Origin of the sequence: Amycolatopsis pretoriensis (assembly GCF_900107925.1) — a bacterium.
GTDB classification, from domain to species: domain Bacteria; phylum Actinomycetota; class Actinomycetes; order Mycobacteriales; family Pseudonocardiaceae; genus Amycolatopsis; species Amycolatopsis pretoriensis.
This window is the reverse complement of record NZ_FNUJ01000013.1, coordinates 164,552-186,240: the sequence shown is the minus strand read 5'-3', so window position 1 is coordinate 186,240 and position 21,689 is coordinate 164,552. Positions and strand designations below refer to the sequence as shown.

The following is a 21,689-nucleotide window of genomic DNA, read 5'->3' as shown; positions in this document are numbered from 1 at the left end:
GCTAACGGGTCAGACGTCGGCGGCTGACGCAACCCCCGGGTCACGCGGCGTGAAGCGGCCGTGGTGGAGGGCCTCGGACAGGGGACGGCGGCTGCGCCAGCCGTGGCGCTCCAGGTCGGGCACGGTTTCCAGCCTGCTGACCGGCCCGACGCACAGCCACGCGACCGGCCGGATGCCCTCCGGGATGCCGAGCAGCTCGCTCAGCACCGGCTCGCGGTAGAAGCTGACCCACCCGACGCCGAGGCCTTCGGCGGTCGCGGCGAGCCAGAGGTTCTGGATCGCCAGGCACACCGAGTACAGGCCCGCGTCGGCGATGGCGTGCCGGCCGAGGACGTCGGGTGCGCCGCGCGCCGGGTCGTAGGTGACGACGATGCCCAAACTGGACTCGAGGATGCCCTCGATCTTGATGTTCGCGAAGGTGCTCGCACGACCTTCGTCGAGCTGCCCGGCGAAGACCTCGCGCTCCTCGTGGACGTGCTTCGCGAACGTCTCGCGCGTCGCGTGGTCGTCGACCAGCACGAAGTCCCACGGCTGGGTCAGCCCGACGCTCGGGGCGGCGTGCGCGGCCTCGAGGATCCGGGTGAGTGTTGCTTCCGGGATCGGTTCGCCGGTGAACTCGCCGCGGACGTCGCGGCGCTTGCGGAGGACTTCGTAGAACTCTTCGATCATCGGCTGCGGACCCATTCGACGGCTTCGGCCACGGTTTCGGCGGTTTCGGTGCGTGGTCTCGGCGGCCGCCGGACCACGAGGACGGGCTTCCCGAGTTCCCGGGCCGCGGTCAGCTTCGCTTCGGTTTGCGGGCCGCCGGAGTCCTTGGTGACCAGGACGTCGACCCTTTCGAGCAGCGCGCGTTCGGCGGCCACCTCGTACGGGCCGCGGGCGAGGATCAGCTCGTGGTGCCGCGGCAGCGGTGGCTCGGGCGGGTCGACGCAGCGGATCAGGAACCACAGGTCGTCGAGGTGCGCGAAGGCGGGCAAACCCTGGCGGCCACTGGTGAGGAAGACACGCTTGCCCAGGCCGGGGAGCAGTTTCGCGGCGTCGTCGAGGTCGTCCGCCCAGTGCCAGACGTCTTCTTCGCCGGGTTCCCAGCCCGGCCGGGCGAGCCGGAGCAGGGGGATTCCGGTGCGTTCGGCCGCTTTCGCCGCGTTCGCGCCGATGCGTTCGGCGAAGGGGTGCGTCGCGTCCACGACGGCCTTCACGTCGTTCTCGCGCAACCAGGACGCGAGCCCGTCCGCGCCGCCGAAGCCACCGACGCGCACTTCGCCGACCGGGAGCCGTGGCCGCGCGACGCGTCCGGCCAGCGAGGACACCACCTGAACGTCGCGCTTCACGAGTTCTTCGGCGAGGGTGCGCGCTTCGCCGGTGCCGCCGAGGATGAGGATCACGGCTTCCCGTACCCGACGGCCTCGCGCCACCGGTCGAGCGTCCGCAGGTTGGCCAGGGTTTCCGCCCAGGTCAGCTCCGGGGCTTGCCGGTCGTCGATGTGCGTGGCCACGTGATCGGCTTCGCGTGCGAAGACGCCCTGCGTCGCTTCGACCTCGATGACCTCCGGTTCGCCGTCGGCCGGCGTGAGGATGATCTGCGAGACGCCCGGCTTGCGCAGCGGGTGGATCCACGCGGGCCGCGGCACGTACAGCTGACCGGTCGAGCCGTAGACGCGGATGCCGTCCTCGCGGGTGAGCCGGATGCCGCAGGAGATCGTCGCGAGGATGTCGCCGGGGAGGCGCAGCAGTCCGGTGGCGTACTCGTCGACGCCGTGCGGGGACAGCTTCGCCATGCCGCTGACCTCGGTGGGCTCGACGACGTCCTGCCCGGTCGCGGCCTGGGCGACCAGCCGCGCCAGGGACGTGCAGTAGCAGCCGACGTCGAGGATCCCGCCGCCGCCGAGCGCGGGGTCGGACAGGCGGGCAGTCTCTTCCGGGTTGCTGTCGAAGGAAAAGGTCGTGTCGACCGCGCGGACCTCGCCGATCGCGCCGCTCGCGATGAGCTCGACCAGCCGCCGCGTCTGCGGGTGCAGCCGGTACATGAACGCCTCCATGAGGAAGACGTCGTGCTCGCGCGCGGCGGCGATGACCTCTTCGGCGTCGGCGGCGGTGAGCGTCAGCGGCTTCTCGCACAGCACGTGCTTGCCCGCTTCGGCCGCGGCGATGGCCCACTGCTTGTGCAGCGCGTGCGGCGTCGAGACGTACACGGCGTCGACGTCCGGGTCGGCGAGGAGCTCTTCGTAGCTGCCGTACGCCCTCGGGATCTCGAAGCGGGTGGCGAACTCGCGGGCGCGGGCGCTGTCCCGGGCCGCGACGGCGGTGAGCGTGCCGTGCTTGCTTTCGTCTACACCCGCGGCGAAGTGGGCGGCGATGGTCCCGGCGGCCAGCAGGCCCCAACGCAGTTCTGTCACAACGACTCCGGTTGGTTCGCCCGGTCGCGGGCACTGGAATAGAGGAAGCTGTCGGGGAAGTTCGCGGCCGCGAGCACCCGGCCGACGAAGATGGTCGCGGCCCGGGTCATCCCGGCTTCGCGCACGAGTTTCGGCAGCTCGCCGAGCACTCCCCGCACGACGGTCTCGCCGGGTTGCGTGGCGAGCGCGACGACGGCGACGGGACAGCCGGCGCCGTAGTGCGGAGTCAGTTCCTCGGCGACGCGTTCGACGTGGTTGATCGCGAGGTGCAGCGCGAGGGTGGCTTCGGTGGCGGCGAAGGCGGCGAGGGTTTCCTTCGGCGGCATCTTGGTCGACCGGGCCTGGACGCGCGTGATCACCAGGCTCTGACCGACTTCGGGCACGGTGAGTTCCCGCTTCAGCGCGGCCGCGGAGGCGGCGAAGGCGGGTACGCCGGGGACGACGTCGTAGGGCACGTTCCGCGCGTCGAGGCGGCGCATCTGCTCGGCGACGGCGCTGTAGAGCGAGGGATCGCCGGAGGTCAGCCGGACCACGTCCCGGCCCGCGTCGTGCGCGTCGGCCATCCGCTCGACGATCGCCTCCAGCGCGAGGTTCGCCGTGTCGACGAGGTCGGCGTCCGGCTGGCAGTACGCCAGGAGGTCGGTCGGCGTCATGCTGCCGGGGTAGAGGCAGACGTCGCAGCGGGCGAGCAAGTCCCGTCCCCGCACGGTGATGAGGTCGGCGGCACCCGGCCCGGCCCCGACGAAGTGCACGGTCATCGGCTGCTCCACTGCGTCACGACGCGAGCCGGCGTCCATCCGGTGAAGCCGCCGAGCGTCCCGGCCCGTTCCACGCCGATCCGCACCAGCTCACCGCCGTGCTGCGAGTACGCCCGCGCCAGCACCTGCTCCGCCTCCAACGTCACTCCGTGCGCGACGATCCGCGCCTGCGTCGCCAGGCACGCGTCCAGCACGCCCGGCACGGTCACCCCGCCGCCGATGAACACCGCGTCCGGCGCCGGCAGCGCGCTCAGCGCCTCCGGTGCCTCGCCCGTCACCACCTCCAGTTCCGGTACGCCCAGGTCCAGCGCGTTCCGCCCGATCCGCTCCGCCCGCGCGGGATCGCGCTCGATCGCGATCGCGCGGTTCAGCCCGTGCAGGCGCGACCACTCGATGCCGAGGCTGCCCGCGCCCGCGCCGACGTCCCACAGCAGCTCGCCGGGGCTCGGCGCGAGCCGGGCCAGCGCCGACACCCGCAGGTCGCGCTTGGTCAGCTGGCCGTCGTGCGAGTACACGTCGTCCGGGATGCCGATCAACGGCAGCGCCGGACCCGCGCACGTCAGCCCGAAGACCGTCAGGGGACCGGGATCCCCCGACCAGCCGTCGGAGATGCGTTCGTCGGGCCCGCCCAGGTTCTCCAGCGCGAACAGCTCGCTCTCGCCGTACCCGCGCACGGTCAGCAGGGAGCGCAGCGCCGCCGCGTCGGCCCCCAGCACCAGCACCCGCCGCCCCGGCGCCAGCACCCGGGCGACGCGGGCCGACGACCGGCCGACGAGCGTCACCACCTCGGTCTCTTCGGCGGACCAGCCCAGCCGGGCCCGGGCCAGTGTCACCGAGGAGACCGCGGGCAGCGCCTCGACCTCGTATCCATGTGCCACGAGCGTAGTGCCGACCCCCGACAAAAACGGATCGCCGCTGGCCAGGACGCAGATCCGCGCGCCTTCGTGCTCCGCGATCAACGCGTCGAGCCCGGGCAGCAACGGCGACGGCCACGGCTCGCACACGACATCTTCGGGCAGGTATCCCAGCTGCCGCGGCGCCCCGATCACGACATCGGCGCCGAGCACCAGAGCTTGGGCTTGCTCGGACAAGCCCGACCACCCGTCAGCCCCGATCCCCACCACCGTCAACCGTGATTTTTCGCGCACGATTTCCCACCCTAAGCGAGCCGGGCGCTGTGCGATGATCGGCCGGTCGCCGAGCTGGAGGAGTGCTGTTGAAGCCGTACCCGTTCACCGCCGTCGTCGGGCTGCCGGACCTGCGCCTGGCGCTGGTCCTCTCCTCGATCTCCCCCGCGGTCGGCGGCGTGCTGGTGCGCGGCGAGAAGGGCACGGCGAAGTCGACCATGGTCCGCGCGCTCGCGGGTCTGCTGCCGGGCGTCGACGTCGTGGACGGCTGTCGCTTTTCGTGTGATCCCGGGGCTCCCGACCCGCTCTGCCCGGACGGTCCGCACGACAGCACGGCGAGCCACCGACGGCCGGCGAAGCTGGTCGAACTGCCCGTCGGCGCCGCCGAAGACCGCGTCATCGGCTCGCTGCACCTCGAACGCGCCCTCGCCGAAGGCGTCACGGACTTCCAGCCCGGCCTCCTAGCCGCCGCGCACCGCGGCCTGCTCTACGTCGACGAGGTCAACCTGCTCCACGACCACCTGGTCGACACCCTGCTCGACGCCGCCGCGATGGGCCGCGCGACCGTCGAACGCGAGGGCGTCTCGGTGTCGCACGCGGCCCGGTTCGTGCTGATCGGCACCATGAACCCCGAGGAAGGCGAGCTGCGGCCGCAGCTGCTGGACCGGTTCGGGCTGACCGTCGAGGTCGCTTCGAGCCGCGACCCGGAACAGCGCGTCGAGGTCGTCCGCCGCCGGCTCGCCTACGAAGCGGATCCTGACGCCTTCGCCGCGCAGTACGCCGAAGAAGACGCCCGCCTGGCCGAGGAAATCGAGTCGGCGCAAAAGCTCCTCCCGGCCGTCAAGCTCCCCGACGACGCCCTGCGCCAGATCGCCGAGATCTGCGCGTCCTTCGAGGTCGACGGCATGCGCGCGGACATCGTCACCGCGCGCACGGCCGTCGCGCACGCGGCCTGGGCCGGCCGCGACGAGGTGACCACCGACGACGTCCGCGTCGCCGCGCGGCTCGCGTTGCCGCACCGGCGTCGCCGCAACCCGTTCGACGCCCCGGGAATCTCCGAAGAGCAGCTGGAGCAGGCCCTCCAGGACGCCGAGTCGTCACAGCAGCCGGGCCCCGAAGACGACGGCCCCGGCTCGGGCTCGGCACCCGACGAAGCCCCGCAGGAAGTTCCGCAGGGCGACGCCCCGCAGGGTCAGCCGCAGCAGAACGCGGGCGGCCAGCAGAAGACCGTCGGCGCCGGCGAAACGTTCAAGGCCCGCGTCTTCCGCGTGAAAGGCATGGGCGAAGGCGAGCGTGGCCGCCGTTCCCGCGCGATCACCGACAGCGGCCGCACCATCGGCGTCCAGCCCGCGAGCGTCCGCGACGGGCGCCCGCACCTCGTCGCGACCGTGAAAGCTGCGGCACCGCACCAGAAGTCCCGTGGCCGCACCGGTGCCGCGCTCAAGCTGCGCCCGGAGGACCTGCGGTACGCGCTGCGCGAAGGGCGTGAAGGCAACCTCGTGCTGTTCTGCGTCGACGCGTCCGGCTCGATGGGCGCGAAGGCCCGCATGCGCGAGGTCAAGTCGGCGGTCCTCTCGCTGCTGCTCGACGCCTACCAGCGCCGCGACAAGGTCGGGCTCGTCACCTTCCGCGGCAACGCCGCCGAGCTCGCGTTGCCGCCGACGATCAGCGTCGACGCGGCCGCGTCCCGCCTCGAAGGCCTCCCGACCGGCGGCCGGACGCCGCTCGCGGAAGGCCTCCTGGAGGCCGCGCGGGTGCTGCGCGTCGAGGAGATCCGCGACCCGCGGCGCCGTCCGCTGCTGGTCGTCGTCACCGACGGTCGCGCCACCAGCGGTCCCGACGCCGTCGCGCGCGCCCAGGCCGCGGCCGGGCTGCTGGGTGGGGTGACCTCCATCGTCATGGACTGCGAGAGCGGCAAGATGCGCCTCGGCCTCGCCGCCGATCTGGCCGCCCACCTGGGCGCGGAGCACGTCCCGCTGGCCGACGTCGCCGCCGAATCGCTGGCGAGCGCCGTCCGCGCCCGGACCGGGAAGGCCGCCTGATGCCGCAGGGAAAGCCGTCCGTGGTGCCGGCCGACGGCCTGACGACCCGCCAGCGCCGCAACCGGCCGCTGCTCGCCGTGCACACCGGTGAGATGAAGGGCAAGTCGACCGCCGCGTTCGGGATGGCGTTGCGCGCGTGGAACCAGGGCTGGTCGATCGGCGTGTTCCAGTTCGTCAAGTCGGCGAAGTGGCGCGTCGGCGAGGAAGCCGCGTTCAAGGCCTTGGGCAAGCTGCACGACGACACCGGCGAGGGCGGGCCGGTCGAGTGGCACAAGATGGGCGAGGGCTGGAGCTGGTCGCGCAAGTCCGGCACCGACGAGGACCACGCCGAAAACGCGCGTGAGGGCTGGGCGGAGATCAAGCGCCGCCTCGCCGCCGAGACGCACGACTTCTACGTCCTCGACGAGTTCTCCTACCTGCTCAAGTGGGGCTGGCTGGAGGTGGACGACGTCGTGTCCGCGTTGGTCGAGCGGCCCGGGCACCAGCACGTCGTCATCACCGGCCGGTACGCGCCGCCGGAGCTGATCGAAGCCGCCGACCTGGTCGCCGAGATGACCAAGGTCAAGCACCCGATGGACGCCGGCCAGAAGGGCCAGCGGGGGATCGAGTGGTAGCGCGCGTGGTCGTCGCCGCGCCCGGGTCCGGGCACGGCAAGACGACCGTCGCCGCGGGGCTGATGGCGGCGCTGCGCGCGGCCGGGCACCGCGTGTCCGGGCACAAGGTCGGGCCGGACTTCATCGACCCGAGCTACCACGCCCTGGCCACCGGGCGGCCGGCGCGGAACCTGGACCCGTTCCTGCAGGGCGAAGACGCGTTGATCCCGTTGCTGCGCCACGGTTCCCACGGCGCGGACATCGCCGTCATCGAGGGCGTGATGGGCCTGTTCGACGGCGCTCTCGGGACCGAGGGCTACGCCTCGACCGCGCACGTCGCCCGGCTGCTGGACGCGCCGGTGGTGCTGGTCGTGGACGCGTCGGCGGCGTCCCGCAGCGTCGCGGCGACCGTGCTCGGCTTCGCGTCCTACGACACGCGCGTGCGGCTGGCCGGGGTCATCCTCAACAAGCTGGGCTCGCAGCGGCACCTCGACGAGATCGCCTCCGCGCTGGAAGCGACCGGCGTCCCGCTGCTGGGCGCGTTGTACCGCAACGAAGAGATCCACGCGCCGAGCCGGCACCTCGGGCTCGTCCCGGCGGCGGAACGGGCGGCCGAGGCGCAGCACGTGCTGCCGGCACTGGCCGCGTGGGTTTCCGACGGAGTCGACTTGGCAGCGATCGTGCGGATCGCGTCCGCGGCGCCGCCGCTGTCCGCGCCGGCGTGGGAACCGTCCGGTGTGGACGGTCCGCGGGTGACGGTCGCGGCCGCCGGGGGACCGGCGTTCACCTTCCGCTACACCGAGAACGTCGAGCTGCTGGCCGCGTGCGGCGTCGACGTCGTGGACATCGATCCCCTGCGGGACACGGCGTTGCCGGACGGGTGCGCCGGGCTGTACTTCGGCGGCGGGTTCCCCGAGGTGCACGCAGCGGAGCTGTCGGCGAACACGCCGTTGCTGCGTGAAGTGGCTTCGGCCATCGCTCGCGGGATGCCGGTGAGCGCGGAGTGCGCGGGCCTGCTGTACCTGTGCCAGTCGCTGGACGGCGTGCCGATGGTCGGCGCGCTGCCCGCGGACGCGAAGATGACCGCACGCGGCAAGCTCGGCTACCGGCGCGCGGTCGCCGTCGAGGACAACCTCCTGGCGACGGCCGGGCAGCGCGTCACCGGGCACGAGTTCCACCGCACCGAAGTGACGCCGTCGCACGGGGCTTCGGCGGCGTGGGGCTGGGACCGGCAGCTGGACGGCTTCGCGTCGCCGACGTTGCACGCGTCCTACCTGCACATTCACTGGGCCGGGTACCCCGAGCTGGCCCACCGGTTCGCGGAACGGGTCCGGGCTCATGCCTGAGTACGACCTGCACCACCACGGCGATCGCGAGGTCGGGCCGGGGCTGGTCGACCTGGCCGTGAACGTCCGGTTGCCGCGGCCGCCGGGTTGGCTGCGGGACGAACTGGCGTCCGCCTTGGACTCCCTCGCTGCTTATCCGTCCACTGTGGACGCTACTGCGGCTGTCGCTGCTCGCCACGGCCGTCGGGCTTCCGAAGTCCTGGTCACCGCGGGTGCGGCGGAGGCGTTCACGCTGCTGGCCTCGGCTTTTCGGCCTCGACACGCCGTGGTCGTGCACCCGCAGTTCACCGAGCCCGAGGCGGCGTTGCGGGCGGCGGGCCACTCGGTTTCGCGCGTGATCCTGTCCGAAGCGGACGGGTTCGTGCTGGACCCGGCGCTGGTTCCTGCTGACGCCGACCTGGTGTTCGTCGGCAACCCGACGAACCCGACGTCGGTCCTGCACCCGGCGTCGGCGCTGCTTTCCTTGGCGCGACCTGGGCGGCTGCTCGTGGTCGACGAGGCTTTCCTGGACGCGATCCCGGGGGAGGCCGAGAGCCTGGCGTCCGGTTTCGCGGGCGTCGTCGTGCTGCGCAGCTTGACGAAGACGTGGGGGCTGGCCGGCCTGCGGGCGGGGTACGTACTCGCTTCGGCGGACGTCGTCGAGCGGCTGCGGGCGGTGCAGGTGCCCTGGTCGGTGTCCACTTTGGCCGGGGTGGCGACGGTGGCGTGCTGCCGTCCGGCCGCGCTGGAGGAAGCGGAAAAGCTGGCGATCGCGGCGGAATCGGACCGGGAGTACCTGGTGTCCGGTCTGACGGCTCTGGGCGTGACGGTGCTGGGCGACCCGCGCGGGCCGTTCGTGCTGGTGCGCGTTCCCGACGGCGCTTCTCTGCGCGCGCGGCTGCGCGAGGCCGGCTACGCGGTGCGGCGAGGCGATACTTTCCCCGGTCTCGGGCCGGACCACCTGCGGCTGGCGGTCCGCGACCGCGTGACGACGGACGCGTTCCTGACCGCGGTGCGAGAAATTTCGTAAACACCGACAGGGGGTTGTCGTTGCCGCCGCCGAAACTGGGCGGAGCCGGGAAACGCCCGGCGTGGCAGCGGAAGGAACGACATGCCCGGATTCAACGACGTCGCCTGGTTCGAGATCGGCACGGACGACCCGGCGACCGCCGAACGGTTCTACGGCGACGTCTTCGGCTGGAAGGTCGCGCAGGACGACACCGCGAGCACCGATGTCGCTTACCGCGTCATCGACACCGGCGGCTCGCGTGGCGGTCTGTCCACGGGGCAGGAGAACTACGCGATCTTCACCGTGCTGGTCGAGGACGTCGACGCCGCCTGCCGCGCGGTGGAGAAGGCCGGTGGGCGGGTGCAACGGCCACCGACCGTCAACCCGGTCGGCGTGACGTTCGCGCACGTGCTCGACCCGGCCGGCAACCACTTCTCCGTGTTCACCCCGCCAAAGTGAGCTGCTCGACGTCGCCGTAGGGGATGTCGAGGTCCTCGGGCCGCAGCCGGCGCAGCGGCGGCACCTCGGCCAGCACGGTGAAGGAGACGATCCGGTCGGTGCGGAAGGCGCGGATCTCCTCGCGCAGCCGGCACCAGGCGATGAGGTACCAGTGGTCGGGCTTGCCGACGTAGCCGAGGGGCTCGACTTCCCGCCGGGTGGCGGTGCCTTGGCGGTCGGTGTACCGGATGCGCAGGACGCGGCGGACGCCGAGCACGGGCGGCATCGGCGGGATCGGACCACCGCCGAGCAGGTGGACACAGGTGGCGAGGTCCCGCGCGGCGTCGACGTCCTCCCGCCGCATCGCCGAGACGAGCTTGTGCAGCGCCGAGCGTCCTTCCGCCCGGAAGGGGGTGCCGTCGAGGTGCCTCAGCGCGAGCGCCATGGCGACGGCCTCGGCGGGCGTCAGGTTGACCGGCGGCATCGTGTGCGCCTTGTCGAGGCAGTACCCGCCGGTGCGGCCCGCCTCGGCGTAGACGGGCACGCCGGATTGCTGCAGCGCGCTGATGTCCCGCTCGACGGTGCGGACGCTCACCTCGAACCGGGACGCGAGCCAGCGCGCGCTGCGCGGGCGAGGGGCGACAGCACGAAGTTCTTCGACGAGCGCGTACAGCCGATCGGTTCGGTTCACGCGTCGCACTCTAGGAAGGGGGTACGACAGTTTCAGGCGAGCGCGAGCAAGGCGGCCGCGACGGCGACTTCGACACCGGCGCCGAGAACGTCGCCGGTGACGCCGCCGAGGCGCTTGGTGCACCGCCACAGGAGTGCGCCGGTGACGGCGTAGGCCAGGGCGACGGCAAGAGGTCCGCGCCACCACGGCAGCCCGGGCAGCAGCGTGGCGAGCCCGGCGGCGGCGAGGCCCACGGCGATCGCCGCGGTGCGGGGAACCGAGCCCGCGACGGTGGCGCCCAGGCCCTCCGGCCGCGCCGACGGGACACCGCGGGCGCACGCCAGCGAGAGCGTGCACCGGCCGACGACGACCCCGGCGGCCGCGGTGACCGGGCCGGCGGCGGTCAGCGCGCCGACCTGGACGAGCAGGACGAACACGAGCGTCGCGACCCCGGTGGGTCCGGAGTCGCCGCGGCGCATGACGTCGAGGGCCTTGGCCCGGTCGTAAGAGGCACCGAGGCCGTCCGCGGTGTCGGCGAGCCCGTCGAGGTGCAGCCCCCGGCTGCCGTGCGCGACGGCTCCCACCGCGAGAGCGGCAGTTGCGAGAGAAGGAAGGTGAACAGCTTGTCCGGCGGCGACGACGAGCCCGGCGGCCACGGCGAGCGGGAGGGCGGCCAGGGGAGCGAGCAGCATGGCGCCACCGGCCACCCGCCGGTTGATGACGCGGGGCGCCGGGACGGGAACGGTGGTCAACGTCCCGGCTGCCATCCGCGCGGAGTCGGCCCAGCGGCTCACGTCAAGTCGGCCAGCAGGCCCATGTCCGCCAAGATCGCACGCGCGGCGCGAAGGGTCGGGACGGCCTGCACTGCCCCGCTGCCTTCGCCGAGCCGCAGCCCGAAGTCCAGGATCGGCTCCAGGCCCAGCGCCTTGAGCGCGAACGCCTGCGAAGGTTCGGTCGAGCGGTGCCCGGCCAGCCACCACTGCTCGGCGCCGGGCGCGATGTCCCGGGCGACCAGGGCGGCCGCGCCGGAGAACACGCCGTCCAGCAGCACCGGGATTCCTCGCACCGCCGCTTCGACCAGGAAGCCGGCCGTCGCCGCGACGCACGCGCTGCCCAGCGTCGTCAGCCGGTCGAACGGGTCGTCCGTCCGGCCCGCCGTCCGCGTCAGGGCCGCCGCGACCGCGGCCGTCTTGCGCTCGAGGCCGTCCGCGTCGACCCCGGTGCCCGTGCCGACCACCTCGGCGGCCGGCAGCCCCAGCGAGGCCGCCACCAGGGCCGCGCACATCGCCGTGTTGCCGATGCCCATGTCGCCCGGGATCAGCAGGTCCGCGTCCGCTTCCTCGCGGGCGATCGCCCGGCCGGCCTCGAACGCGGCCCGCGCTTCACCCGGCAGCAGGGCGTCCTCGACGTCGATCGAGCCCGAACCGCGGCGGATCTTGTGCGCCGTGACCTCGGGCGGTACGTCCGCGCCGTCCCAATCGACGCCCAGGTCGGCCACCCGCACCTTCGCGCCGACCTGCGCGGCCAGCACGTTGACGCCGCTCTTGCCGGCCAGGAACACCCGCACCATCGCCGCGGTCACTTCGCGCGGGTACGCCGACAGCGCCGACACGCCGTGGTCGCCGGCGAAGACGACCACCCGGACGTCGTCCAGCGGGCGCGGCGGCACGCTCCCGTGCGCCGCCGCCAGCCAGGCGGCGAGCTCCTCCAGCCTGCCGAGCGCGCCGAGCGGCTTGACCAGGCCGTCGAGCCGCTCCTGCGCGGCGGCGCGGGCGGCGGGGTCGGGCACGGGTACGTCGAACACGGGCGCCTCCTGGCTACAGGTCGAGCGCCCGGCCCGCGACGACCAGCACGACCCGGTCGGCGTCGGCGGACACCCGGTTGTTGAGTGCGCCCAGCACATCACGGAACAGCCGCCCGGACGACGTTGCGGGCACCACACCGCTGCCGACCTCGTTGCTGACCGCGACCACCGGCACCCGCGCCGCGGCCCACGCGGCGAGGAAGTCCTCGAGCCGGTCGTCCAGCCGGTGTTCCCAGCCCGGCTTCTGCTTCCACGCGCCGACGTCGTCCAGCACGCGGGACAGCCAGGTGCCGAGGCAGTCGATCAGCAGCGGCTCGGTCGCCTTGCGGAGGGTGCCGGCGAGGTCGGTGGTCTCGACGGTCTTCCAGTGCGACGGCCGCCGGGCCTGGTGCGCGGCCACCCGCGCGGCCCATTCGGGGTCGTCTTCGCCGGCCGGGAGGCCGGGCGCGACGTAGACGAGGTGCGAGTGGCCGGCGACGAGCCGTTCCGCGTGCCGCGACTTCCCGGAGCGGACGCCGCCGAGGACCAGCACCTTGCCTTCGTCGCGGCCGTACCGGCGGAGGGCACGTGCCAGGGTCTCGAGGTAGCCCGCGAGGCGGGCCGTCAGCCTCGCCGACGTCTTCTTCCCCGCGGAGGCGGTGGGCGCAGTCATACCCGGCATTGTGGTGCACGCGCTACCGTGCGCCACGTGCCACTCCGTCTAGGGACAACCGCTGCCGGACTCGTTACCGGATACGCCGCCGACACCCTGTTCGGCGACCCCCGACGGGGGCACCCGGTCGCGCTGTTCGGGTCGGCGGCCGCGCGCCTCGAGCGTCTCCTGTGGGCGGACTCGAAGCCGTGCGGAGCCGTCTACGCGGGGTTGTGCTCCTTCGGCGCTGTCGGCCTCGGGGTCGCGCTCCAGACGGCGACGCGGCGAAGCCCCTTCGCGCGCTTCTCCGTCACGGCGGTGTGTACGTGGGTTGTGCTCGGCGGACGCGGCCTCGCCGCCGAAGGCGACGAGATGGCCAGGCTGCTCGAAGCGGGCGACGTGCCTTCGGCGCGTGCGCGGCTTTCGCACCTCTGTGCGCGCGACGCGACAGCGCTCGACTCCGCCGAGCTCGCTCGCGCGGCGACCGAGTCGATCGCGGAGAACACGTCGGACGCCGTGGTCGCGCCCCTGTTCTGGGGCGCGATCGCCGGGCTGCCGGGACTGCTCGGGTACCGGGCGCTGAACACGCTCGACGCGATGGTCGGCTACCGGTCACCGCGGTACCGGCGGTTCGGCTGGGCCGCCGCCCGGGCCGACGACGTGGCCAACCTGGTGCCGTCCCGGATCGGCGCGGCCCTCACGGCGCTGTGCGCGCCGCTGGCAGGTGGCCGCGCGCGCGAGGCGTGGCGGATCTGGCGTCGCGACGGCAGCCGCCACCCGAGCCCGAACGCGGGCCAGGTCGAGGCGGCGTTCGCCGGAGCGCTGGACATCCGGCTGGGCGGCACGAACAGCTACGGCGGCGAAGTGGAGAGCCGTGCGCGGCTGGGGGAAGGACGCGACCCGGAGCCGGTGGACCTGCGCCGGGCGGTGCGGCTGTCGCGCTGGGTCGGGGTGGCCTCAGCCGCCGTCGCGGCTGTGGCGGCGGCTTCAGTCGCCACCAAGGTTCCCACCGCAGCGGGAGCCGCGCGATGAGCGGCCTCCTCGTCGCCGGCACCACGTCCGACGCCGGCAAGAGCCTCGTCACCGCCGGGGTCTGCCGGTGGCTGGCCCGCCGCGGTGTGCGCGTCGCGCCCTTCAAAGCCCAGAACATGTCCAACAACTCGATGGTCTGCGCCGACGGGGCCGAGATCGGGCGTGCCCAGTGGCTGCAGGCGCGCGCCGCGCGCGTCGAACCCGAAGCGGCGATGAACCCCGTCCTGCTCAAGCCCGGCAGTGACCGGCGCAGTCACGTCGTCGCGCTCGGGAAGCCCTTCGGCACCCTCGAAGCCGGCGAGTACGCCACCGGGCGCGCCGGGCTGGCCGAGATCGCCTTCGGCGCCTTCGAGGACCTCAGCGCCCGCTACGACGTCGTCGTCTGCGAAGGGGCCGGGAGTCCCGCCGAGATCAACCTGCGCGGCGGGGACTACGTCAACCTGGGGCTCGCGCGGCGGTTCGGGCTGCCGGTGCTGGTCGTCGGCGACATCGACCGCGGTGGCGTCCTCGCGGCCATGTTCGGCACCCTCGCCCTGCTGTCGGCCGAAGACCAGGCGCTCGTCGCCGGGTGGGTGGTCAACAAGTTCCGTGGCGACGTCGGCCTGCTGCGGCCCGGCCTCGACAGCCTCGAAAAGGTGACCGGACGGCCGGTGCTGGGCGTGCTTCCGTGGCTCGACCGCGTCTGGATCGACTCCGAGGACGCCCTCGCCGCCGCGGGCTGGCGCCGCGAGGCCCACGGCCGCGGCCTGCGGGTGGCCGTCGTGCGGTTCCCGCGAGCGTCCAACGCCACGGACGTCGACGCGCTCGCCGCCGAACCCGGCGTGACAGTCACGCTCACCGCCGACCCGGACGTCGTCGCGGACGCCGACGTCGTCGTGCTGCCCGGCTCGCGCGCCACGGTCACCGATCTCGCCTGGCTGCGCGACCGCGGCCTCGACACGGCCGTCGCGGCCCGCGCCGCCGCCGGCCGCCCGGTGCTCGGCATCTGCGGCGGCTACCAGATGCTCGCCGAGTCCATAGTGGACGAAGTCGAGTCCGGCGCGGGCGGGGTGCCCGGCCTCGGCCTGCTCCCGGCCCGGGTGACGTTCGCCGAAGAGAAGGTGCTCGCCCGCCCGGCGGGAGCGTGGCGGGGTGCCCCCGTCGAGGCGTACGAGATCCACCACGGCTCGGTGACGGTCGCGGCGCCTCTGGAGTCCTTTTTGGACGGGGTACGCCACGGCGCGGTCTGGGGCACGATGTGGCACGGAGCGTTCGAGAACGACGAGTTCCGCCGGGCGTGGCTCACGGAAGCGGCGGCCCAGGCCGGGATCGAGTGGACCCTGGCACGGGACGCCCCCGGCTTCGGCATGCTGAGGGAGGAGATGCTGGACAAACTGGCGGACGCGATCGACGAGCACCTGGACACGGCGGCGCTGAGCACACTGCTGGAGCAGGGCGCGCCGAAGGACCTGCCGTTCGTCCCGCCCGGCGCACCCTGACAATCAGGGCCGGACGGGCCCGGTGAGCTTCCCGCTGACCTGTCGCACGGTGCAGACAGCCTCCCGCGCCCCGGAGTTCCAGGACGACTCGGTCGGGACGTGCGCGGCGAACTCGAAGCCAGGCGGCATGGTGCCCCCGGTGAAAGACGCGGCCGCCGCGATCCGGCAAACCGGGTCCGCCAGCTCCTGCAGCGCGGCGAGCCCGGGGTAGGTCTCGTACCCGTCGCCGATGTCGACTCGCTCGGCGATCTGCTCGTCGTGCGACAGGTCGCAGGCGACCCGGGTCACCTGCGCGCTGTCCGCGTCGGAGTCGAGGCAGTCGCCGATCGCCATGGTGGCGATGTAGTCCGGGGCCGCCGCCGCGTGCTTGGCCCGCTGCGGCGTGAGCGCCAGGCCGCGGCCGGACCGGCCGGAGCGGTTGATCCGGAACAACGCGCGCTCAACGGGACCGGCCCGACCGCACCGCAGAGCACGGACGCGACCGCGAACCCGTCGGTCTCCGTGGAGTCGACGGGCCCGCGGACCCAGCCAGGGAAACTCCGGAGCCCGAGATCACGAAGCGGCGACAGCGGTCTTCTTGGTCAGCGCCTTCTCCGCGAAGAAGCCGAACGCCAGGCCGAGCGCCAGCCAGAGCGTCACCTGCGTGCCGATCGAAGCCGTGCGGAAGCTCCACAGCGTCGAGGCCGGGAAGTCCGCCGGGACCTCGTCGACCACCGGCATCAGCCAGGCCACCACGGCGATCACGACGAGGTAGCCCGCCGCGGCCAGGAGGAAGCCGTTCCAGGCTCCGAAGCGGTCTGCGAGCTTGCGGCCGAAGACCGTCGCGAGGATGCCTGCCAGCAGCGACACCGCGACGAACCCGAAGTACAGCTCGGTGCGCGAGCCGATCGTGCCGGGCTGGCCGACCGCGGGCGGGTTGGCCGGGTACTTCAGGAAGGGCGCCAGGAACACCACGGCGAACGCGCCGCCGGTGAGGAGAAGGGCCGTCACGCGGGGGCGGAGGTTGCCGAGGCGGCCCTGGGCGAACGCGAAGGCCAGCGAAAGCAGGCCGCCGATCGCGACGCCGTAGACCAGCACGCCGGTCAGCAGCCCGACGGTGCTCTGGATGTCCCGCGGGACGAGCTCTTCCTCGTGCTCTTCGGCCGGAGCCGGCGCGGCGCCGGCGTCGTGCGAATGGGAGTGGCCGCCGCCGGAGTCTTCGAGGCCGATGGCGGTGTTGACCGACGGCTCACCGAAGGCGTAGGCGAACCCGAACGCGAGCACGCCGGCGATCAGGCCCGCGAGCATGCCGCGGACCAGCAGGGTTTTCATCATGGGAGGTCGTGCCGCCGATCAGTGGCAGGGGAAGGCCAGCAGGTGCCGGCCGTCGTGCACGAACTCGTGGACGTACATGTTCGCGAAGACCGCGGTGGCGCCTTGCTCGGCGCTCACGAAGTACAGCGCGATCAGGGCGAGGAGCACCACGAACACCGCCCACGGCACGATCTCAAGGATCGGGAGCGGGACGGCGGGAGCTGCCGTGTGGGACATGAGCGTGGCCTCCTCGGGCTTTCGCGGCCTCATCGGGGACTGCACGAAGGGATCCGGGTCTGGCTTCCCCCTGGCGGGGGTCACAGTGGCGCGACCGCGCGGACTTGCACCGCGTTCCGGAATCTCCTCGTCTGGCCGGTTGAGCGTAGGTCCGCCGTTCGGGCGGCGTCAATGTGACAATGCCGCGGTGACTCGAATGGTGGCGGCCCTCGATGTGGGCGGGACGACGATCAAGGCGGCGTTGCTCGACGAGCAGCTCCAGCCCAAGGCGACGCTGCGAGCGGAGACGGCACGCAGCGCGGACGGCACGGCGTTGGCGGCGCAGGTCGCCGAGATCGTGACGGCGCTGGCGGAGCAGGCGGGCACCGGGCGGCCGTCGGCGGTGGGCGTGGTCGTGCCCGGAATCGTCGACGAGGAGACCCGCGTCTGCCACTTTTCGGCCAACCTGGACTGGCGCGAGGTCCCGTTCGGCGAGTTGCTGGAGGGACGCCTGGGGCTCCCGGTGGCGTTCGGCCACGACGTGACGGCGGGCGGCATCGCCGAGTTCCGCGTGGGAGCGGGCCGGGGAGCGACGAACGCGGCGTTCATCCCGGTCGGCACGGGCATCGCGGCGGCGCTGCTGCTCGACGGCCGCATCCACCGAGCGCACGGCCAGGCGGGCGAGGTGGGCCACATCGACGTGGGCCACCCGGGCAAGTGCGGCTGCGGCGCAACGGGCTGCTTGGAGGCAATTTCGTCGGCGGCGGCGATCGCCCGCAGGTACACGGAGAGGACGGGCCGGGCGGCGGACGGAGCCCGCGAGGTGGTGGACCTGGCCCGCCACGGCGACGAGGTGGCGGTGGCGGTGGTCCAGGACGCGTTGGACGGCCTGGGGCACGGAATCCGGACGCTGCTGACGTTGCTGGGCCCGGAGGTGATCGTGCTGGGCGGCGGGTTGTTCACGGCGGCGGACTACGTGCTGGAGCCGGTCCGCGAGTGGCTGGCGGCGCACTTGACGTTCCAGCGAATGCCGGAGTTGCGGATTGCCAAGCTAGGAGACGAGGCAGGCCGCCTGGGCGCGGGACTGCTGGCGCTGGACTTGCTGAAGGGCTGAGAGGCGGCAACCGCGCACTGCCGGGGGAGCACACCGGCAGGCGGTGGTCGGCTTGTTGGCCGCGCGCGTGCCGGATCGGCGGGGCAAGCCACCGAGTGGAGAACGGGCGGCCGGGAGAGGTTGGCAGGTGCCTGCCAACCCTTCCGCCCCCACCCCGGCCGCCCCGGACCGCCCCGCCCCCCCCGGACCGCCCCCCGGACCGCCCCGCCCCCCCCGGACCGGCCCCACCCTGGCCCCCGGGATCGCCCCGGCAGCCGACCTCTCAAAGCCCCCGCAGGAAAGCCAGCGACGGCATGAAGAAGTACTCCCCACCCCGCAAGGTCACCGCCTGCGGCACCGCCTCCGCGGTCCGCTGACCCGACCCACCCCACTCCACGGTGTACTCCGACGACCCCCGCTCACCCTGCCCGATCACGGGATCCAACCCCGGTGTCACACCCTCCACGATCGGGAACCCCGGGTTGTCCGCCCAAATCGCCTGCGTGAACTCGAACTGGTTCCCCAGCACCGAATTGAACGCCATGAACAACAGCCCGACGTCACCACTCGGCCGCGCCGAAGGGGATACGTCCGCGTTCGGGTCGTCCGACCGCTCCCCATACGTGACACCCCGGCGCGCCATCAAATGCAGGCGCTCGCCGGCGGGGTCCTCCGCGCCTCCCGAACCTCGGGGGTTCGTCTTGCGGATGTGGGCCTGGAACGGGCACTTCAGCGCCGCACGGTCGCTGTCGTACGTGAAGTTGTTCGATACCGGGCTTTCCGCTCCGTCCTCGCGCTGGGTGGTCAGCGGGGTTCCGTCCTCGAAGCGGCCGATCAGCATCGCGCCCGCGCGTTCGCGGTCTTCGCCCGTCAAGCCGAGCTGGTCCGCCAGGTCCGACTCCGCCTGCTTGAACCGCCGGACGTTCTGCTCCAGCTTGCGGAACACGAAATAACTGCCGAAGTGCACGGACGGGTCCGGCGCCGCGGTGTCCGGCACCAGCACCTGGGACAGCGGCGCCGCCGGGTTCCACACGTTGATGCCGTCCGTGCTGTTCTTCTCCGCGTCGACGTCCTCCGTCAGGAACAGCGGCTGGCTGCGACCGTCCACGTACCCGAAGTGCTCGATGCCCTCGCCGCGCGCGTTGACGCGGCCCAGGCCCGTCTCCTCCGCCAGCACCGTCACCGAATCCGGCAGCAGGCCGAGGATTTCGTTGCGCCGGGCGGTCATCGCCTTGTCCGTCGCGGCGCCGATCAGCACCACCGCGTGGATTTCACCGTGGTAGCCCGGATCGAACGTCGAGCGCGGCGGGTCGTTCAGCCGCCGCCGCGTGTCCGGGGCCGCCATTCCGCGCCGGAACGCCTCGTCCGCCGGGAATTCCGAGACGCCGAGTACGCCATAACCCGCCGCGGTGAGCCCGGCTCCGACATACGGTGTGCCCGCCGCGCCGGACTCCTTGAACGCGCCCACCTCCTCGAGGTGGGCCTTGGCGGACTTCATCTTCCCGGTGAGCGACACCAGGAACGCCCGCGCCTCCGCCGCGTCGCCGAAACCCAGCAGCAGCGCGGAAAGGTGGTCGCGGACGTGGGCCTTCAGGATGTTCGGCTGCAGTTCGCCGAGCATCGCCTCGGCGTCCCCGGTCGCCGTGGTCCAGGACAACGTGGTGGACAGGTCGACACTCATTTCGGGCTCCCCTCCCGTGTGGAACGGGCGCACGCCCGGCCGAAGCTCCCCCTCGCCGGTGCGTGCCCCCTGAGACCAGGCTGCCCTCGCCGTCCGGTCGCGTGCCACCGAAACCACGGCATTCACACGAAAGATTAAGTTGAACGCGGAATCTGTTCGCTCGCAACGAAAAACGCGGGCCCCGGAGATCCGGGACCCGCGTTTCGGTTCGGCTACTGGATCAGTACCACCACTGCGTCTTGCCGCCCGCGATGTAGTCCCACAGCTGCAGGCGCGTGCCGTTGGAGCCGACCGAGCCCTCGCCGGTCAGGTACCGGTTGTTCTGCGGGCTCTGCAGGCGCAGGAAGCCCTCCGGGTTCACGGTGTCGGCCCACCACTGGTTCTTGGCGCCGGCGCGGTAGTCCCACAGCTGGACCTTGGTGCCGTTGGCGCCCGCCGTGCCGAGGTCGGCGTCGAGGTACCGGCCGCTCTGCACGTTCTGGAAGCGCAGGTAGCCCTCCGGGATGCTGGTGACGTAGAACGCCTGGTTCGCGGCGTACTCGTTGCAGTCCCACAGCTGCATCTTCGTGCCGTTGGCGCCGATCGTGCCGAGGTCCGCGTCCCAGCAGCGCCCGAAGGCGGCGGACTCGATCAGGTAGGCGTCGGCCTGGGCGACCTGCGCGCCCGCGACCCCGGGGGTGGACCGGTGCGCGGCACCCACCTTCGCCGGCCGCAGCTTGATCCCGCCCGCCAGCGTCGAGACCGCGGTCCCCTTGCCGTCGGCGGGCGCCGCGCCGGCCTGCGGAACGGCGACCAGGCCGAACAGGCCCGCCGCCGCGGCGACCGTCACCATCAGCCGCTTCATCTTCGTCATGCTTCCCCTTTTCGTCGGTTCACCCGTGGTGACGAAAGGGCGCCAGCCACTCCCGGGCCCGCGTGGACCCGGCGCGTGGACGTGCCGGCGAAATCCCCCTCGTCGAGACCGTCAAACCCCCGAAAGCGGTCTCTCGGACCATCATTCAGGGCGGCCCCGTCGCCGTCGAGGTCATTTCCACGAGGGGCCAAAACGCACGTCAGACGTGTAACAGAACGGAACCGGCGCCGATAGACGGGCAGACCCGGGGGGAGCGGCGTGCGGATCGAACTGACCTTGCCCGACCTCGTCCGCGTCGGGCTCGCGGCCGCGGCCGACCCGATGGGGGAACTCGCCGCGAGCCTGCAGATCCTGCAACGCCGCGACGGCGGCCGCACGGCGGCGTCGGCGGCGTTCACGCGGTGGCGGTACCGCGTGTGGCAGAGCCTGCCCGACTCGGCCGGCGTGCTGATGTGGCTCTGCCGTCCCGGCGCGCCGCTGCCGGGGTTCCTGCTGCCCGCGGCGGGGCGCTACGAGCTGGAGTCCGGGCTCGCGGCGGTGCTGAAGACCGACCCGCTGAGCCTGAAGACGGCGTTGCGCACCGCGCCGGCCGCCCGCGACCTGCCGTCGTGGGCCGCCGCGTTCGCCGACGGCGACACCGCGGGCCTGCCGCGACTGGTCCAGGCCATGCGCGACTACCACGAAGTCGCGATCGCGCCCGGCTGGGAAACCGTGTCCGGCCAGGTGGACGCCGACCTCGGGATGCGCACGCAGCTGCTGCTCCACGGCGGCGTCGACGCGCTGCTGACCGGCCTCCGCCCGCTGGTCCGCTGGGACGCGCCGGTGCTGGAGACCGACGACCGGATCCCGGGCACGGTCCCGTCGGAGGGCGCGGGCCTGCTGCTCGTGCCGACGTACTTCTCGGTGTGCCCGGGCCTGGTCCCGGCGGCCCCGGGCGGCACGCCGCGGCTGCACTACCCGTGCGTCCGCCAGGCCGCGCCGCCGGCGGGCTTCGGCCGCGGCGCGCACCGGGCGTCGGGCAAGGCGCTGGCGGACCTGCTGGGCCCGACCCGCGCGGCGGCGTTGGCGGTGCTGGCGGTGGGCTGCTCGACGTCCGAGCTGGCGGCACGGCTCGGCGTGACGCCGTCGGCGGTCAGCAAGCACACGACGGTGCTGCGGCGCGCCGGGCTGATCACCACGCACCGGGAGCGGAACACCGTGCTGCACTCGCTGACGCCGCTGGGAAGCGCTCTCCTGGACACTTGACGCGCG

Annotated in this window: 23 protein-coding genes; 9 read left to right on the top strand and 14 right to left on the bottom strand. The window is 73.0% G+C overall.

The features are described from left to right. Positions 1–9 precede the first annotated feature (9 nt). The 5 genes from bluB to cbiE are packed head-to-tail and all read right to left on the bottom strand — an operon-like array spanning position 10 to position 4,301. Positions 10–669 (bottom strand): 5,6-dimethylbenzimidazole synthase, encoded by a 660-nt coding sequence (gene bluB / locus BLV96_RS43050; RefSeq protein WP_086676515.1) that lies wholly within the window; start codon positions 667–669, stop codon positions 10–12. After that, positions 666–1,385 (bottom strand): cobalt-precorrin-6A reductase, encoded by a 720-nt coding sequence (locus BLV96_RS43045; RefSeq protein ID WP_086676504.1) that lies wholly within the window; start codon positions 1,383–1,385, stop codon positions 666–668. Before BLV96_RS43045 ends, bluB begins: the two co-directional genes overlap by 4 nt. After that, positions 1,382–2,395: a Gfo/Idh/MocA family protein gene (locus tag BLV96_RS43040; protein ID WP_086676505.1), complete on the bottom strand. Its 1,014-nt coding sequence runs from the start codon at positions 2,393–2,395 to the stop codon at positions 1,382–1,384. The genes BLV96_RS43045 and BLV96_RS43040 overlap by 4 nt, the downstream gene beginning before the upstream one ends. Next, positions 2,392–3,153 (bottom strand): precorrin-4 C(11)-methyltransferase, encoded by a 762-nt coding sequence (cobM, locus tag BLV96_RS43035; RefSeq protein WP_086676517.1) that lies wholly within the window; start codon positions 3,151–3,153, stop codon positions 2,392–2,394. The genes BLV96_RS43040 and cobM overlap by 4 nt, the downstream gene beginning before the upstream one ends. Next, positions 3,150–4,301: a precorrin-6y C5,15-methyltransferase (decarboxylating) subunit CbiE gene (cbiE, locus tag BLV96_RS43030; protein ID WP_167379919.1), complete on the bottom strand. Its 1,152-nt coding sequence runs from the start codon at positions 4,299–4,301 to the stop codon at positions 3,150–3,152. The genes cobM and cbiE overlap by 4 nt, the downstream gene beginning before the upstream one ends. 68 nt (positions 4,302–4,369) lie before the next feature. Here cbiE and BLV96_RS43025 point away from each other — a divergent pair, with 68 nt between their 5' ends. The 5 genes from BLV96_RS43025 to BLV96_RS43005 all read left to right on the top strand — a co-directional run bounded on the left by BLV96_RS43025 (position 4,370) and on the right by BLV96_RS43005 (position 9,708). Beyond that, positions 4,370–6,322, top strand: a complete 1,953-nt coding sequence (locus BLV96_RS43025) for a putative cobaltochelatase (protein ID WP_086676516.1) — start codon at positions 4,370–4,372, stop codon at positions 6,320–6,322. Further along, on the top strand, positions 6,322–6,936 hold the full coding sequence (gene cobO, locus BLV96_RS43020; protein WP_086676507.1) for a cob(I)yrinic acid a,c-diamide adenosyltransferase: 615 nt from the start codon (positions 6,322–6,324) through the stop codon (positions 6,934–6,936). Before BLV96_RS43025 ends, cobO begins: the two co-directional genes overlap by 1 nt. After that, the gene (locus tag BLV96_RS43015) at positions 6,930–8,261 is read left to right on the top strand and encodes a cobyrinic acid a,c-diamide synthase CobB (protein WP_086676508.1); all 1,332 of its coding nucleotides are present in this window, start codon (positions 6,930–6,932) and stop codon (positions 8,259–8,261) included. The genes cobO and BLV96_RS43015 overlap by 7 nt, the downstream gene beginning before the upstream one ends. Beyond that, a complete protein-coding gene (gene cobC / locus BLV96_RS43010) occupies positions 8,254–9,270 on the top strand; it encodes an Rv2231c family histidinol phosphate aminotransferase CobC (protein WP_086676509.1) in 1,017 nt (338 codons plus the stop codon). Before BLV96_RS43015 ends, cobC begins: the two co-directional genes overlap by 8 nt. Positions 9,271–9,351: 81 nt before the next feature. Next, positions 9,352–9,708, top strand: coding sequence for a VOC family protein (locus BLV96_RS43005; RefSeq protein WP_086676510.1), 357 nt, complete (start codon positions 9,352–9,354; stop codon positions 9,706–9,708). Here BLV96_RS43005 and BLV96_RS43000 read toward each other — a convergent pair. From BLV96_RS43000 to BLV96_RS42985, 4 genes are read right to left on the bottom strand one after another with little or no spacing between them, the layout of a single operon-like run. After that, positions 9,692–10,378 (bottom strand): helix-turn-helix transcriptional regulator, encoded by a 687-nt coding sequence (locus BLV96_RS43000; RefSeq protein ID WP_244180912.1) that lies wholly within the window; start codon positions 10,376–10,378, stop codon positions 9,692–9,694. The genes BLV96_RS43005 and BLV96_RS43000 overlap by 17 nt on opposite strands. Positions 10,379–10,410: 32 nt before the next feature. Then, positions 10,411–11,124, bottom strand: a complete 714-nt coding sequence (locus BLV96_RS42995) for an adenosylcobinamide-GDP ribazoletransferase (protein ID WP_086676518.1) — start codon at positions 11,122–11,124, stop codon at positions 10,411–10,413. 23 nt (positions 11,125–11,147) lie between these two features. Next, positions 11,148–12,161: a nicotinate-nucleotide--dimethylbenzimidazole phosphoribosyltransferase gene (cobT, locus tag BLV96_RS42990; RefSeq protein WP_086676512.1), complete on the bottom strand. Its 1,014-nt coding sequence runs from the start codon at positions 12,159–12,161 to the stop codon at positions 11,148–11,150. 13 nt (positions 12,162–12,174) lie between these two features. Then, positions 12,175–12,813, bottom strand: coding sequence for a bifunctional adenosylcobinamide kinase/adenosylcobinamide-phosphate guanylyltransferase (locus BLV96_RS42985; RefSeq protein WP_091390320.1), 639 nt, complete (start codon positions 12,811–12,813; stop codon positions 12,175–12,177). 36 nt (positions 12,814–12,849) lie between these two features. Here BLV96_RS42985 and BLV96_RS42980 point away from each other — a divergent pair, with 36 nt between their 5' ends. Beyond that, the gene (locus tag BLV96_RS42980; protein WP_086678918.1) at positions 12,850–13,824 is read left to right on the top strand and encodes a cobalamin biosynthesis protein; all 975 of its coding nucleotides are present in this window, start codon (positions 12,850–12,852) and stop codon (positions 13,822–13,824) included. Further along, positions 13,821–15,302 carry a cobyric acid synthase gene (locus tag BLV96_RS42975; RefSeq protein ID WP_086678919.1) on the top strand — a complete coding sequence of 494 codons (1,482 nt, stop codon included), beginning with the start codon at positions 13,821–13,823 and terminating at the stop codon, positions 15,300–15,302. The genes BLV96_RS42980 and BLV96_RS42975 overlap by 4 nt, the downstream gene beginning before the upstream one ends. 3 nt (positions 15,303–15,305) lie before the next feature. On the opposite strand, the gene BLV96_RS42970 is transcribed toward BLV96_RS42975, so the two are convergent. The 3 genes from BLV96_RS42970 to BLV96_RS42960 all read right to left on the bottom strand — a co-directional run bounded on the left by BLV96_RS42970 (position 15,306) and on the right by BLV96_RS42960 (position 16,832). Further along, positions 15,306–15,734, bottom strand: coding sequence for a septum formation family protein (locus BLV96_RS42970; RefSeq protein ID WP_086678920.1), 429 nt, complete (start codon positions 15,732–15,734; stop codon positions 15,306–15,308). Positions 15,735–15,854: 120 nt separating this feature from the next. Next, entirely contained in the window at positions 15,855–16,616 is a 762-nt protein-coding gene (locus tag BLV96_RS42965) for a CbtA family protein (RefSeq protein ID WP_086678921.1), read from the bottom strand. An 18-nt stretch (positions 16,617–16,634) separates the two neighbouring features. Further along, a complete protein-coding gene (locus tag BLV96_RS42960) occupies positions 16,635–16,832 on the bottom strand; it encodes a CbtB domain-containing protein (RefSeq protein WP_086678922.1) in 198 nt (65 codons plus the stop codon). Between the two features lie 196 nt (positions 16,833–17,028). Between BLV96_RS42960 and BLV96_RS42955 the strand changes: the two genes are divergently transcribed. Beyond that, positions 17,029–17,925 carry an ROK family protein gene (locus BLV96_RS42955; RefSeq protein ID WP_086678923.1) on the top strand — a complete coding sequence of 299 codons (897 nt, stop codon included), beginning with the start codon at positions 17,029–17,031 and terminating at the stop codon, positions 17,923–17,925. 262 nt (positions 17,926–18,187) lie between these two features. Here BLV96_RS42955 and BLV96_RS42950 read toward each other — a convergent pair whose 3' ends face one another. Both BLV96_RS42950 and BLV96_RS42945 read right to left on the bottom strand, forming a co-directional pair. Further along, positions 18,188–19,585 carry a Dyp-type peroxidase gene (locus tag BLV96_RS42950; protein WP_091390317.1) on the bottom strand — a complete coding sequence of 466 codons (1,398 nt, stop codon included), beginning with the start codon at positions 19,583–19,585 and terminating at the stop codon, positions 18,188–18,190. Positions 19,586–19,805: 220 nt separating this feature from the next. Further along, complete coding sequence (locus tag BLV96_RS42945; RefSeq protein WP_086678355.1) at positions 19,806–20,438, bottom strand: RICIN domain-containing protein; 633 nt, start codon at positions 20,436–20,438, stop codon at positions 19,806–19,808. Between the two features lie 258 nt (positions 20,439–20,696). Here BLV96_RS42945 and BLV96_RS42940 point away from each other — a divergent pair, with 258 nt between their 5' ends. Next, a complete protein-coding gene (locus tag BLV96_RS42940; protein WP_086678356.1) occupies positions 20,697–21,683 on the top strand; it encodes an ArsR/SmtB family transcription factor in 987 nt (328 codons plus the stop codon). Positions 21,684–21,689 lie beyond the last annotated feature (6 nt).